Raw genomic sequence first — 13,837 nt, 5'->3', positions numbered from 1 at the left:
GCAAGCATCAAGGAAAGACGAGGGATGAGCGCGTGGCACTGACGGCGGACGTCAAGGACGAACTCGTCGCCGTCGAGGTCGGCAAGACGAGCGTGCGCGCCGCGGAGCTCGCGGCGCTGCTGCGCTTCTCCGGTGGTCTGCACATCATCTCGGGGCGCATCGCGGTCGAGTCGGAGCTCGACTCGCAGGCGGTCGCACAGCGGGTGCGCCGGGACCTCGCGGAGCTGTACGGCGTGCGGAGCGAAGGCAAGGTCATCGGCGCGAGCGGCCCGCACAAGACGACGAGCTTCGTCGTGCGCGTCGTCGACGGCGGGGAGACCCTGGCCCGGCAGACCGGGCTGCTCGATGCCCGCCGTCGCCCCATCCGCGGGCTCCCCAACCGGCTCACGACGGGATCCCGCGAGGATCTCGCAGCCATCTGGCGCGGGGCGTTCCTGGCCCGCGGCACCCTCACCGACCCGGGGCGTTCCGCGGCGCTCGAGGTGATCTGCCCCGGCAACGAGGCGGCCATGGCCCTCGTCGGGGCCGCCGGGCGCCTCAAGATCCCCGCGAAGGCGCGTGAGGTGCGCGGCGTGCACCGCGTGGTGATCCGCGAGGGCGAGGCGATCGCCGCCATGCTCCGGCTCATGGGCGCCGTCCAGGCGGTGACCGCGTGGGAGGAGCTGCGCCAGCGCCGCGAGGTGCGGGCGACCGCCAACCGCCTGGTGAACTTCGACGATGCGAACCTCCGCCGCTCCGCGCAGGCCGCCGTCGCCGCCTGCGCGCGCGTCGAGCGCGCCCTCGAGATCCTCGGCGACGAGGTGCCCGAGCACCTGCGCTACGCGGGGGAGCTGCGCCTCGGCCACCGCGACGCGAGCCTCGACGAGCTCGGCCACTACGCCGATCCGCCCATGACGAAGGACGCCGTCGCCGGACGCATCCGGCGACTGCTCGCGATGGCCGACAAGCACGCCTCGGACCTCGGCATCCCCGGAACGGATGCCAACCTTCCGCCCGACTTCGACGAATAGATCCCACAGGAAGAAGGAGAACCATGGCCGTCTACAGCCTTCCGGAGCTGCCGTACGATTACGCGGCGCTCGAGCCGAGCATCAGCGCCCGGATCATGGAACTGCACCACGACAAGCACCACGCCACCTATGTCGCGGGCGCCAACACCGCCCTCGAGAAGCTCGAGGAGGCGCGCGAGACGGGCGACTTCGGCAACGTGCCCAAGCTCGAGAAGGACCTCGCGTTCCACCTCGGCGGCCACGTCAACCACTCGATCTTCTGGAAGAACCTCTCGCCGGACGGCGGCGACAAGCCGGTCGGCGAACTCGCCTCCGCGATCGACGAGTTCTTCGGCTCCTTCGACAAGTTCGTCGGCCACTTCAGCGCCGCCGCGAACAGCCTGCAGGGCTCCGGCTGGGCCGTGCTGGCCTGGGATCCGGTGGGCTCGCGGCTGCTCGTGCACCAGCTCTACGACCAGCAGAACAACACCCCGCTCGGCATCACGCCGATCCTGCAGCTCGACATGTGGGAGCACGCCTTCTACCTCGACTACGTGAACGTCAAGGCCGACTACGTGAAGGCCTTCTGGAACATCGCCAACTGGGCCGACGCCGGCGCCCGCTTCGAGGCCGCGCGCTCGGGCGGGGCGGGGCTGCTGCTACTGTCGTAGCAGGCGAGGTGGCCGGGGCCCGCGCCCCGGCCATCCCTCTCTCACCACACCACTCAGACACCTCGCGCCGCCGGCGCACATCAAGGAGAACTCGTGTCCGTCAAGATCGGCATCAACGGCTTCGGCCGGATCGGTCGCAACTACTTCCGTGCCGCCCTCGCCCAGGGCAGCGACCTCGAGATCGTGGCCGTGAACGACCTCACGGACAACAAGACGCTCGCGCACCTGCTCAAGTACGACTCGGTCACCGGGCGCCTCGACGCCGAGGTCGACTTCGACGGCGAGCAGATCTTCGTCAACGGCAAGGCGATCCGCGTCTTCGAGGAGCGCGACCCCGCGAACCTGAAGTGGGCCGACTACGGCGTGGACATCGTCATCGAGTCCACCGGCCGCTTCACCAAGGCCGACGACGCCCGCAAGCACATCGACGGCGGCGGCGCGAAGAAGGTCCTCATCTCGGCCCCGGCCACCGGCGAGGACGGCACCTTCGTCATCGGCGTCAACGAGGACAGCTACGACCCGGCGACGCAGCACATCATCTCGAACGCCTCGTGCACCACCAACTGCCTGGCCCCCCTGGCCAAGGTGTTCAACGACGCCTTCGGCATCGAGCGCGGCCTCATGACCACGGTGCACGCCTACACGGCCGACCAGAACCTGCAGGACGGCCCGCACAGCGACCTCCGTCGCGCCCGTGCCGCCGCCATCAACATCGTCCCCACCTCGACCGGTGCGGCGAAGGCGATCGGCCTCGTGCTGCCCGAGCTCATCGGCAAGCTCGACGGTTTCGCGCTGCGCGTCCCGGTCCCCACCGGCTCCATCACCGACCTCACCGTCACCGCGACCAAGTCGGCCAGCGTCGACGAGATCAAGGCGGTCTACAAGGAGGCGGCCGAGGGCAAGCTCAAGGGCATCCTCAAGTACACCGAGGACGAGATCGTCTCGAGCGACATCGTGACCGACCCGCACTCGTCGATCTTCGACGCGGGCCTGCTGCGCGTCATCGGCGACCAGGTGAAGCTGTCGGCGTGGTACGACAACGAGTGGGGCTACTCCAACCGTCTCGTCGACCTCACCGAGTACGTCGCCGAGCGGCTCTAAGCGTCGATGGCCCTCCGTACGATCGAGAGCCTCGCCGCGCAGTTCGGCGACGAGGGCCTCTCGGGCAAGGTCGTGCTGCTGCGCTGCGACCTCAACGTCCCGCTCAAGGACGGCGTCATCACGGATGACGGGCGCGTCCGCGCGTCCGTCCCGACCATCCGCGAGCTGCTCGCCCGCGGTGCCCAGGTCGTCGTGATGAGCCACCTCGGTCGTCCGGAGGGCGCACCCGACCCGAAATACTCGCTCGCGCCCGTCGCGGTGCGCCTCGGCGAACTGCTGGGGCGGGAGGTCGCGTTCTCGCCGGAGACCGTCGGTCCCGTCGCGGCGTCGACGATCGCGAACGCGGCCGCTCCCGGCGTGGTGCTGCTCGAGAACCTCCGCTTCAACGCGGGGGAGGCCTCGAAGTCGGATGCCGAGCGACAGGCCTTCGCGAACCAGCTCGCCGAGCTCGGCGATGTCGTGGTGTCCGACGGCTTCGGTGTCGTGCACCGCAAGCAGGCGAGCGTCTACGAGCTCGTCGCGTCGCTGCCGAGCGCCGCCGGTCTGCTCATCCAGACCGAGCTCGAGGTGCTCGACCGGCTCACCGAGAGCCCGGAGCGGCCCTACACGGTCGTGCTGGGCGGCTCGAAGGTCTCCGACAAGCTCGGTGTCATCGGCCACCTGCTGCCGCGCGTGGACGCCCTGCTCGTCGGCGGCGGCATGCTCTTCACCTTCCTCGCGGCACAGGGTCACGCGGTGGCGTCGAGCCTCCTCGAGGCGGACCAGCTCGACACCGTGCGCGGCTACCTCGCCGAGGCGGAGCGCCTCGGCGTCGAGCTCGTGCTGCCGACGGATGTCGTGGTCGCCTCCGGCTTCTCGGCGGACGCGGAGCACGTGGTGGCCGCCGCCGATGCCATCGAGGACACCGCCTTCGGCGCCTCCGGCATCGGACTCGACATCGGTCCCGACACGGCAGCGGCCTTCGCGGCGCGCGTGAGCGCCTCGAAGACCGTGTTCTGGAACGGCCCGATGGGCGTGTTCGAGTTCCCCGCCTTCGCGGCCGGCACCCGCGCTGTCGCCGAAGCACTCACCCGGGTCGAGGGCCTCGGAGTGGTCGGCGGGGGCGACTCCGCCGCCGCGATCCGCCAGCTCGGCTTCGCCGACGATCAGTTCGGCCACGTCTCGACCGGCGGTGGCGCGAGCCTCGAGTTCCTCGAGGGCAAAAAGCTCCCCGGACTGGAGGTCCTCGGATGGCAGTGACCGGCGCCCGCACCCCGCTCATCGCGGGCAACTGGAAGATGAACCTCGACCACCTGCAGTCGATCGCCTTCGTCCAGAAGCTCGCCTGGAGCCTGCGCGACGCGAACCTCGACTTCGGCTCGGTCGAGGTCGCGGTGTTCCCGCCGTTCACCGACCTCCGCTCGGTGCAGACCCTCGTGTCGGCCGACGACCTCCCGATCGCCTTCGGCGCCCAGGACCTGTCGGCGCACGACTCCGGTGCCTACACGGGTGAGATCTCGGGTGCCTTCCTCGCCGCCCTCGACGCGAGGTACGTCATCATCGGGCATTCCGAGCGTCGCCAGTACCACGGCGAGACGGATGAGCTCATCGCCGCGAAGGTCGCCGCGGCCCACCGTCACGGTCTCGTGCCGATCATCTGCGTCGGCGAGACCGCCGAGGACCTCGAGACGCACGGACCGAGCGCCGTCCCGGTCGCACAGCTGCGCATCGCGCTCGAGGGAGTCGTCGCGGGTTCGGAGATCGTCGTCGCCTACGAGCCGGTCTGGGCGATCGGCTCGGGTCAGGCGGCCACGAGCGCCCAGGCCCAGCAGGTCTGCGAGGCGCTGCGCGCCGTCGTCGCGGAGGTCCTCGGCGACGAGGCGGCCGCCGCGACCCGCATCCTCTACGGGGGTTCCGTGAAGGCCGCGAACATCGCCGGCTTCCTCAAGGAGCCGGACGTCGACGGCGCCCTCGTCGGCGGTGCGAGCCTGCAGCTCGAGGAGTTCGCGAGCATCGTGCGCTTCAAGAGCCACGTCGGCACGCTGTAGCGCGAGCCCTCGCCTATACTGATCCTCGGCCCACACAGCCCGATAACCGGCCCCCGGCCGCTCGTTTCTCACCGGAAAGTAGTCCCATGGAAGTTCTCTGGTCGATCATGCAGGTCGCCTTCCAGATCCTGCTCGGCATCACCAGCCTTCTGCTGACCCTGCTGATCCTGCTGCACAAGGGCCGCGGTGGTGGGCTCTCCGACATGTTCGGCGGCGGCGTGACGAGCAACCTCGGCGCATCCGGCGTCGCGGAGCGCAACCTGAACCGCATCACGGTCGCGCTCGGCCTGCTCTGGTTCGTGTCGATCGTCGTGCTGGGCCTGCTCACCAAGTTCGGCGTCGGCGCCTGACGCCGGCTCCTTCCACCACCACGAGGAGACAGCATGGCATCGGGCGGTAGCGCTATCCGGGGATCCCGCGTCGGATCCGGCCCCATGGGGGAGCAGGACCGCGGGTATCACGCGGATCGCGTCGCGATCTCCTACTGGGACGCCCAGGGCAACGAGACCGTGCGCTACTTCGCGGCGAATCTCCCCGCCGAGGAGATCCCGGATGTCATCGACAGCCCCTCGACGGGGCTCCCGGCCGGTCGCGACAGGGAGAACCCTCCGCAGCTCGCGAAGACCGAGCCGTACAAGACGCACCTCGCCTACGTGAAGGAGCGCCGCAGCGAGGCGGAGGCCGAGCAGATCCTCGACGAGGCGCTGCAGCAGCTCCGGGAGCGGCGCGGCACCGCCCGCTGATCGAGGGCTCTCAGCCCCGCACGTCGTGCGCGGCGGTCCAGTACCGTTCGCGTTCGAGGAGGTTCTCCGGCACCTCGGCCGCGGCATCCTTGTCGACGAAGAACACCGTGCGCGCTCGACCGCCGATGCCCGCGACCGGCACCTCGTTCGGGCTCGCTTCGGCGAGGGCGAGCCCCAGCGCACCCGCTTTGTCGGACCCCGCGAGGACGAGCCAGATCCGCTCCGACGAGTTCAGCACCGGCAGGGTGAGCGTGAGCCGCTCGGCGGGCGGTTTGGGGGAGTCGGTCTCGGCCAGAACGACGTGCTCGCGATCGCGGATCGCGTCGTGCTCGGGGAAGAGCGAGGCGATGTGACCGTCGCCGCCGACCCCGAGGAAAGTCAGGTCGAAGTGCGGGTACCGCGCACCTTCGGGAGCCGCCGCGGCGAGCTCGGCCGCGTAGGCGTCCGCCGCCTCCTGGATCGTCGCGTGCTCGCCGAGCGCCGGGAAGGCCTTGATGCGCTCGGGGGCCACCCCCAGGCTGTCGAGCAGGGCGCGGCGCGACTGCGTCTCGTTGCGTTCGGGATCGCCGCTCGGCAGGTAGCGCTCGTCGCCCCACCAGAAGGTCACGCGCGACCAGTCGACCTTGTCGCGCGCCTTGGCGCGTGCGACCGTCGCGAGCACGGCTTCGCCCATCGATCCGCCGGTGAGCACGATGTGCGCCTCCGACTTCGCCTCGAGGATCTCGCCGATTCTCTTGAGGAACCGAGCGGCGACCGCGTTCGCCAGGACGTTCTTGTCGTCGTAGACGCGCACGCGCCGCTCGGTCTCGGTCATCTGGCTCCGGTCCCCACCTTGTCGGCCGGCGTCTCGAGGAGCGCCAGCCCCTTCACGACGACCTCACCGAAGAGGTCGTCGGGGTCGAGCCTACGCAGTTCCTCGGCCAGGCAGTCGCGCAGGCTGCGGCGCGGCAGCGAGATGTCGTGGGTGGGCTGGTTGGGCTGCACGAGCGTCGCGACGGCGGCGGTGTTGCGTTCGAGGTCGACCGGGCCGGAGGGTCGCTCGAGGCGCACCCCGTGGATCCCGCTCGAGCCGAGCGCGGGGCTCGTCACCTGCAGCGTCACCGGCACCTGCAGCTGCAGCCGCAGCCAGGCGGCGAGCAGCTCGGTCGAGGGGGAGTCGGACGCCCCGCTCACGGTGACCGCGGTGACCGGCTCGTAGGGCGGCTGGTCGAGCACGGCGGCCAGCTGCGCGCGCCACAGGGTCAGTCGCGTCCATGCGAAGTCGGTGTCGCCGGGCTGGTAGTGCCGCCCGATGGTGGTGAGCGCGCCGACCGGGTCGGCGGCCTCTGCGGCGTCCGTGATGCGGCGCTGCGCGATGCGACCGAGCGGCGAGGTGCTGGGCGAGGCGGGTGCCGCGCTCGGCCACCAGACGACGACGGGCGCGTCCGGCAGCAGCAGGCTCGTCACGAGCCCCTCCTCGTCGGAGGCCGCCGCGCCGTAGGCGCGCAGCACGATGACCTCGCTCGCCCCGGCGTCGCCGCCGACACGGATCTGGCCGTCCAGCCGCGGCTCCTCCTCGACCGGCTCACGCCGACGCGAGAGCACGATGACGCGCATGGGGTGCTCGCGGGAGGCGTCGTTGGCGGCCTCGATGACCTCCTCCTCCTCACCGAGCGAGGTCGCGATGACGAGGGTCAGCACGCGCCCGAGGGCGACCGCGCCGCCCTCCTCGCGGATCTTGACGAGCGCCTTCGACAGCGCGCTCGTCGTGGTGTCGGGAAGATCGACGATCATGGTTCTCTCCGGATGTGCCGTGTGGGGATGCGAGAGCCCGGGGCCTGTCGCATCATGGCCGGCGCCAGGTGCGGCCGTCGCGCGCGAGCAGTTCGTCGGCGGACGACGGGCCCCAGGTGCCCGGCTGGTATTGCTCGAGCGCGCCGTCGAGCCCGGCCCAGTACTCCTCGACCGGGTCCAGGATCTTCCAGCTCAGCTCGACCTCCTCGTGGCGCGGGAACAGCGGCGGGTCGCCGAGCAGCACGTCGAGGATGAGACGCTCGTAGGCCTCGGGGCTCGCCTCGGTGAAGGCGTGGCCGTAGCCGAAGTCCATCGTCACGTCGCGCACCTGCATGCCCGCCCCCGGCACCTTGGAGCCGAAGCGGATCGTGACGCCCTCGTCGGGCTGCACGCGGATGACGAGCGCGTTCTGGCCGAGGGCCGAGGTCTGGCTCTCGGCGAACAGGTACTGCGGCGCGCGCTTGAAGACGACCGCGATCTCCGTCACCCGGCGCCCGAGGCGCTTGCCGGCGCGCAGGTAGAACGGCACGCCCGCCCAGCGGCGCGTGTTGATCTCGAGCTTGAGCGCCGCGTAGGTCTCGGTGACCGACTGCGGGTTCATGCCGTCCTCTTCGAGGAACCCGAGCACCTTCTCGCCGCCCTGCCATCCGCCCGCGTACTGCCCGCGCGCGGTGGCGGTGGAGAGGTCCTTCGGCAGGTGCACCGCCGAGAGCACCTTCTCCTTCTCGGCGCGCAGATCGGCGGCGTCGAACGACACCGGCTCCTCCATCGCCGTGAGGGCCAGCAGCTGCAGCAGGTGGTTCTGGATGACGTCGCGCGCGGCGCCGATGCCGTCGTAGTACCCGGCGCGGCCGCCAACGCCGATGTCCTCGGCCATCGTGATCTGCACGTGGTCGACGTAGTTGGCGTTCCAGATGGGCTCGTAGAGCTGGTTGGCGAAGCGCAGCGCCAGGATGTTCTGGACCGTCTCCTTGCCGAGATAGTGGTCGATGCGGAACACGCTGTCGGCGGGGAACACCGACTCGACGACGTCGTTGAGCTCGCGCGCCGAGGCGAGGTCGTGCCCGAAGGGCTTCTCGATGACGACGCGACGCCACTTGCCCGGTGTCTGAGCCGCGAGGCCCGAACGGCGCAGCTGCTCGGTGACGAGCGGGAACGACTTCGGCGGGATCGACAGGTAGAAGGCGTGGTTGCCCATCGTGCCGCGGCTCGCGTCGAGCTCGGCGAGGGTCTCCTTGAGGCGGTCGAAGGCCGCGTCGTCGTCGAACTCGCCCTGCACGAAGCGGAAGCCCTGCTTGAGCTGACGCCAGACATCCTCGTCGAAGGGGGTGCGCGAGTACTGCTTGACCGCGTCGTGCACGACCTTCTCGAAGTCCTGGTCGACCCAGTCGCGGCGGGCGAAGCCGATGAGGGCGAACCCCGGCGGCAGCAGTCCCCGGTTGGCGAGGTCGTAGACCGCCGGCATCAGCTTCTTGCGCGACAGGTCACCCGTCACGCCGAAGATGATGAGGCTCGACGGGCCGGCGATGCGGTTGAGCCGCCGGTCGGAGGGGAGCCGGAGCGGGTTCGAGCCCCGCGAGATCTCCACCGGCATCGCTCAGCCGATCCGATCGCGGAGCGTCGCGACGCCGTCGGCCACCTCGGGCAGGGTCAGCGTGAGCACGGGACGGCCGTGCGCCGCGAGCACGCTCGCGTCACCCGCCGCCTGAGCCTGGATGAGCTGCCCGAAGGTGAAGGGACGCTCGGGGATCTCGAGATCCTCGGTGCTCGCACCGACGATCTGCAGGAACACGCCGACGGCGGGGCCGCCCTTGTGGAACTGCCCGGTCGAGTGCAGGAACCGCGGACCCCATCCGAAGGTCACCGGCCGGCCCGAGCGGCGTGCGAGCGCATCGCGGATGCCGGCGAGCCCGGGATGGGCGATGCGGTCGAGGTAGGCCTGCACCGAGACGTAGCCGTCCGCGGGGAGCGCGGCGAGCAGCGCGTCGACGGCGCCCTCAAGGCTCTCGTCGGCGAGCTCGAGGCCGCCCGAGGTGCGCACCTCGATGCCGTCGGCTACGAAGAGCGCCGGGGCGGGCTCGGGGCGCGCGTCGAGCAGGCCGCGCGTCGCGATCTTGGCGGACTCGACGTCGGGCTGATCGAAGGGGTTGATGCCGAGGAGGCGTCCCGCGACGACCGTCGCGTACTCCCAGACGAGCAGCTGGCCGCCGAGGGTGCCGGACACCTCGATCTCGCCCTCGCGGACCTCGCGCGTCTCGCGCTCGTTCGCGACGAGACGCACGATCTGCACATCCGGCAGGCCCGCGGTCACCTCGTAGGAGTCGACGTCGAGCACGACGGGCAGGATGCCGGTGCCCTCCTTGCCGGTCGACTCGGCGATGAGCTGCTCGACCCAGTCGCCGAACCCGACGATGTGGGTGCCGTCCGGCACGATGCCGAGCTTGTCCTTGAGCGGGCTCGTTCCGGCGATCGCGGCACCCAGCACGAGGCCGGGGTTCTCGGGGGTGTCGAGCGCGAGCTCGAGGGAGACGGCCTGCGCCTCGTCGAGCAGTTGCGCGATGTCGACGCCCGCGAGTCCCGACGGCACGAGTCCGAAGGCGGTGAGGGCCGAATAGCGGCCGCCCACCGTCGGGTCCGCGTTGAACACGCGGTAGCCGTCGGCGCGCGCCGCGACGTCGAGCGGCGAACCCGGGTCGGTGACGACGACGATCCGCTCGGTCGGGTCGATGCCCGCGGCGCGGAAGGCCTGCTCGTAGACGCGCTTCTGGCTGTCGGTCTCGACGGTGGAGCCCGACTTGGAGGAGATCACCACGGCGGTCTCGGTGAGCCGGTCCTCGAGCGCGGTGCGCACCTGCTCGGGGTCGGTCGAATCGAGCACGGTCAGCGCGACGCCATAGGTATTCGTGATGACCTCGGGCGCGAGCGAGGATCCGCCCATGCCCCCGAGCACGATGTGCGTGACCCCCTTCGCCCGCAACGCCTCGCGCAGCGCCAGGATGTCGTCGACGAGCGGCGTGGAGACCGCGACGGCCTCTGTCCAGCCGAGACGCTTCGAGGCCTCGTCCTCGGCGGCAGGACCCCACAGGGTCGCGTCGAGGGTCGTGATGCGTCCCGCGACGCCGTCGGCGACGAGCTGGGGGACGTGACGGGCGACGGCCTCGGCCGCCGCTCCGGAGACGGCGACCGTGACGCTCACTTCGCGGCCTCGAGAGCGGCGGTGACGGTGTCGAGCAGTTCGTTCCACGACACGATGAACTTCTCGACGCCCTCCCGTTCGAGCACGGCGGTCACGTCGTCGTAGTCCACACCCACCGCGGCCAGCGCGTCGAGCACGCCCTGCGCCTCCGCGTAGGAGCCGGTGACGGCGTCGCCGTGCAGGGGGGCGTGGTCGAAGGTCGCCTCGAGGGTCTTCTCGGGCATCGTGTTGACGACGCCCGCGACGGCGAGCTCGGTCACATACAGGGTGTCGGGAAGGTTCGGGTCCTTGACACCCGTCGAGGCCCACAGCGGACGCTGCGCGTTGGCGCCCGCGGCCAGCAGCGCCTTCGCGCGGTCGCTCGCGAACTCCTGCTCGAAGAGCTGGTAGGCCAGCTGCGCGTTGGCGACGCCCGCCTTGCTCTTGAGGGCGAGCGCCTCATCCGAGCCGATGGCCTCGAGCCGCTTGTCGATCTCGGTGTCGACGCGCGACACGAAGAAGGAGGCGACCGAGTGGATGGTCGAGAGGTCGATGCCGGCCGCCTGGGCCTTCTCGAGACCCGCAAGGTAGGCGCCGATGACGGCGCGGTGCCGCTCGAGGCTGAAGATGAGGGTCACGTTGACGCTGATGCCGGCGCCGATGACCTCGGTGATCGCCTCGAGGCCCTCGAGGGTCGCGGGGATCTTGATCATGGCGTTCGGGCGGTCGACCTTGGCCCACAGCTGCTTGGCCTGGGCGATGGTGCCCGCGGCGTCGTGGGCGAGGCCCGGCTCGACCTCGATCGACACACGGCCGTCGACGCCCGCGGTCGCGTCGTAGACCGGGCGGAAGATGTCGGAGGCGGCGGCCACGTCATCCGTGGTGATCTGGAAGACCGCGTCGGCGACGGTGGTGCCCGCGGCGGCCAGTTCGGAGACCTGCGCGTCGTAGGCCTGACCCTTGGCGAGCGCGGAGGCGAAGATCGTGGGGTTGGTGGTGACGCCCACGACGTTGCGTTCGGCGATGAGCTGCTGAAGACCGCCCGATGCGATGCGCTCGCGCGAGAGGTCGTCGAGCCAGATGCTCACGCCGATCGCGGAGAGCTGCTCGGTGCGGGTGCCGGTGGAGATGGTGTCGGACATGGTTCTGAATCTTCTTCCGTTGGGGTTCTTCTCGTACCGGTTCAGGCCGACGCGGCCAGCGAGTCCTTGGCGGCGGCGACCACGGCGTCGGTCGTGATACCGAACTCGCGGTACAGGGTCTTGTAGTCGGCGGAGGCGCCGAAGTGCTCGATCGACACGGCCTTGCCGTGCGCGCCGAGGAAAGGCGCCCAGCTGAGGGCGAGGCCGGCCTCGACGGAGACGCGGGCGGCCACGCCCGAGGGGAGCACCGACTCGCGGTAGGCCTCGTCCTGCTCGGCGAACCACTCCTGGCTCGGCACCGACACGACGCGCGCGTTGATGCCCTCCGCCTTCAGCTGCTCGCGGGCCTCGACGGCGAACTGCACCTCCGAGCCGGAGCCCAGCAGGATCACGTCGGGGGTGCCGCCCGGCGCCTCGGCGAGCACGTAGGCGCCGCGCGCCGTGTTGCTCGCCGCCGCGAAGGTGTCGCCCTCGGCCGCGCCCTCGCCGCGCGCGAAGACCGGCAGGTTCTGACGGCTCAGCGCGATGCCCGCGGGGTTGTGACGGCGCTCCAGGATCGTCTTCCAGGCCCAGGCGACCTCGTTGGCGTCGGCGGGGCGCACGATGTCGAGGCCGGGGATGGCGCGCAGCGTGGTGAGCTGCTCGATCGGCTGATGGGTGGGCCCGTCCTCGCCGAGCGCGACCGAGTCGTGCGTCCAGACGAAGATCGACGGCACCTTCATGAGGGCGGCCAGGCGCACCGCGGGGCGCATGTAGTCGCTGAAGATGAGGAAGGTGCCGCCGTAGGCGCGGGTCTTGCCGTGCAGCACGATGCCGTTGAGGATCGCGCCCATCGCGTGCTCGCGGATGCCGAAGTGCAACACGCGGCCGTAGGGGTTGCCCGTCCACTCGTGCGTGGAGTGCTCGGCGGGGATGAAGGATGCGGCGCCCGCGATCGTCGTGAGGTTCGACTCCGCGAGGTCAGCCGAACCGCCCCACAGCTCCGGCACGACGGCGCCGAGAGCACCGAGCACCTTGCCGCTCGCGGCGCGCGTCGACACCTCGGTGCCGCCGTCGAACACGGGGAGGGCGTCCTCGATGCCCTCGGGCAGCACACCCGCCTCGATGCGGTCGAAGAGCGCCTTCTTCTCGGGGTTCGCCGCCGCCCAGGCGTCGAAGCCGAGCTGCCACGCGGCGCGGGCCGCCCGACCGCGCTCCACGGCGAGACGCGTGTGCGCGATCACCTCGTCGGCGACAGCGAAGGTCTCGGCGGGGTCGAAGCCCAGCACCTCCTTGACGGCCGCGAGCTCCTCGGCGCCGAGAGCCGAGCCGTGGATCTTGCCCGAGTTCTGCTTCTTGGGGCTCGGCCAGCCGATAATCGTCTTGAGGACGATGAGCGACGGCTTGTCCCGCTCGCCCTGCGCCGCGAGAATCGCGTCGTAGAGCGCCTGCACGTCCTCGACGTACTCGCCCGTCTTCTTCCAGTCGACGGTCTGCACGTGCCAGCCGTAGGCCTCGTAGCGCTTGGCGACGTCCTCCGTGAAGGCGATGTTGGTGTCGTCCTCGATCGAGATCTGGTTCGAGTCGTAGATCGCGATGAGGTTGCCGAGGCGCTGGTGGCCGGCGAGCGAGGACGCCTCGGCGCTCACGCCCTCCTGCAGGTCGCCATCGCCCGCGATGACGTAGGTGAAGTGGTCGAAGGGGCTCGCGAGGTCCGCGGCATCCGGGTCGAACAGGCCGCGCTCGAAGCGTTGCGCGTAGGCGAAGCCCACCGCGGAGGAGATGCCCTGGCCGAGCGGTCCGGTCGTGATCTCGACGCCGTCCGTGTGGCCGTACTCGGGGTGGCCGGGGGTCTTCGAGCCCCAGGTGCGCAGCGCCTTCAGATCGTCGAGCTCGAGGCCGTAGCCGCCCAGGTAGAGCTGGACGTACTGGGTCAGCGAGCTGTGGCCCGCCGAGAGGATGAAGCGGTCGCGTCCCACCCAGTGGGTGTCGCTCGGGTCATGACGCATGACCTTCTGGAACAGGAGATAGGCGGCGGGAGCGAGGCTCATCGCCGTTCCCGGGTGACCGTTCCCGACCTTCTCCACGGCATCCGCCGCGAGGATCCGGGCGGTGTCGACTGCCTTGTCGTCAAGGGAGTCCCAGGAGAGTGCTGCCACGTGTGTGTCGACCTTTCGGATGCGGGGCAGACAGAACGCGCCCCGGGGTGGTGTCCGCTCGCCGAATCGGACTTCGAC

General features: G+C 70.5%; 13 protein-coding genes. 7 read left to right on the top strand and 6 right to left on the bottom strand.

The annotated features are described in order from the left end of the window. Nucleotides 1-32 precede the first annotated feature (32 nt). The 7 genes from whiA (at nt 33) to FLP23_RS08695 (ending at nt 5,531) form a co-directional block, all read left to right on the top strand. Complete coding sequence (gene whiA, locus FLP23_RS08725; protein WP_149325499.1) at nt 33-1,010, top strand: DNA-binding protein WhiA; 978 nt, start codon at nt 33-35, stop codon at nt 1,008-1,010. A gap of 23 nt (nt 1,011-1,033) precedes the next feature. Continuing rightward, nucleotides 1,034-1,660 (top strand): superoxide dismutase, encoded by a 627-nt coding sequence (locus FLP23_RS08720; protein ID WP_149325498.1) that lies wholly within the window; start codon nt 1,034-1,036, stop codon nt 1,658-1,660. A 93-nt stretch (nt 1,661-1,753) separates the two neighbouring features. Then, nucleotides 1,754-2,761, top strand: a complete 1,008-nt coding sequence (gene gap, locus FLP23_RS08715; protein WP_149325497.1) for a type I glyceraldehyde-3-phosphate dehydrogenase — start codon at nt 1,754-1,756, stop codon at nt 2,759-2,761. 6 nt (nt 2,762-2,767) lie between these two features. Beyond that, nucleotides 2,768-4,000 (top strand): phosphoglycerate kinase, encoded by a 1,233-nt coding sequence (locus FLP23_RS08710; protein WP_149325496.1) that lies wholly within the window; start codon nt 2,768-2,770, stop codon nt 3,998-4,000. Continuing rightward, nucleotides 3,991-4,788 carry a triose-phosphate isomerase gene (gene tpiA / locus FLP23_RS08705; RefSeq protein WP_149325495.1) on the top strand — a complete coding sequence of 266 codons (798 nt, stop codon included), beginning with the start codon at nt 3,991-3,993 and terminating at the stop codon, nt 4,786-4,788. Before FLP23_RS08710 ends, tpiA begins: the two co-directional genes overlap by 10 nt. Before the next feature lie 86 nt (nt 4,789-4,874). Then, nucleotides 4,875-5,138 (top strand): preprotein translocase subunit SecG, encoded by a 264-nt coding sequence (gene secG / locus FLP23_RS08700; RefSeq protein WP_149325494.1) that lies wholly within the window; start codon nt 4,875-4,877, stop codon nt 5,136-5,138. A 33-nt stretch (nt 5,139-5,171) separates the two neighbouring features. Next, complete coding sequence (locus FLP23_RS08695) at nt 5,172-5,531, top strand: RNA polymerase-binding protein RbpA (RefSeq protein ID WP_149325493.1); 360 nt, start codon at nt 5,172-5,174, stop codon at nt 5,529-5,531. Nucleotides 5,532-5,541: 10 nt separating this feature from the next. Here FLP23_RS08695 and pgl read toward each other — a convergent pair whose 3' ends face one another. From pgl to tkt, 6 genes are read right to left on the bottom strand one after another with little or no spacing between them, the layout of a single operon-like run. After that, on the bottom strand, nt 5,542-6,345 hold the full coding sequence (pgl, locus tag FLP23_RS08690; RefSeq protein ID WP_149325492.1) for a 6-phosphogluconolactonase: 804 nt from the start codon (nt 6,343-6,345) through the stop codon (nt 5,542-5,544). Beyond that, nucleotides 6,342-7,304, bottom strand: a complete 963-nt coding sequence (locus FLP23_RS08685) for a glucose-6-phosphate dehydrogenase assembly protein OpcA (protein WP_149325491.1) — start codon at nt 7,302-7,304, stop codon at nt 6,342-6,344. Before FLP23_RS08685 ends, pgl begins: the two co-directional genes overlap by 4 nt. 52 nt (nt 7,305-7,356) lie before the next feature. Then, the gene (zwf, locus tag FLP23_RS08680) at nt 7,357-8,898 is read right to left on the bottom strand and encodes a glucose-6-phosphate dehydrogenase (RefSeq protein WP_149325490.1); all 1,542 of its coding nucleotides are present in this window, start codon (nt 8,896-8,898) and stop codon (nt 7,357-7,359) included. Nucleotides 8,899-8,901: 3 nt separating this feature from the next. Then, a complete protein-coding gene (locus FLP23_RS08675; RefSeq protein WP_149325489.1) occupies nt 8,902-10,500 on the bottom strand; it encodes a glucose-6-phosphate isomerase in 1,599 nt (532 codons plus the stop codon). Beyond that, complete coding sequence (tal, locus tag FLP23_RS08670) at nt 10,497-11,621, bottom strand: transaldolase (protein ID WP_149325488.1); 1,125 nt, start codon at nt 11,619-11,621, stop codon at nt 10,497-10,499. The genes FLP23_RS08675 and tal overlap by 4 nt, the downstream gene beginning before the upstream one ends. A 41-nt stretch (nt 11,622-11,662) precedes the next feature. After that, nucleotides 11,663-13,759: a transketolase gene (tkt, locus tag FLP23_RS08665; RefSeq protein ID WP_149325487.1), complete on the bottom strand. Its 2,097-nt coding sequence runs from the start codon at nt 13,757-13,759 to the stop codon at nt 11,663-11,665. Between the last annotated feature and the right edge of the window lie 78 nt (nt 13,760-13,837).

Source organism: Protaetiibacter larvae, from assembly GCF_008365275.1.
Lineage (GTDB): Bacteria > Actinomycetota > Actinomycetes > Actinomycetales > Microbacteriaceae > Homoserinibacter > Homoserinibacter larvae.
Note: the sequence above shows the minus strand (reverse complement) of the source record. Positions and strands in the feature narration are given on the sequence as shown.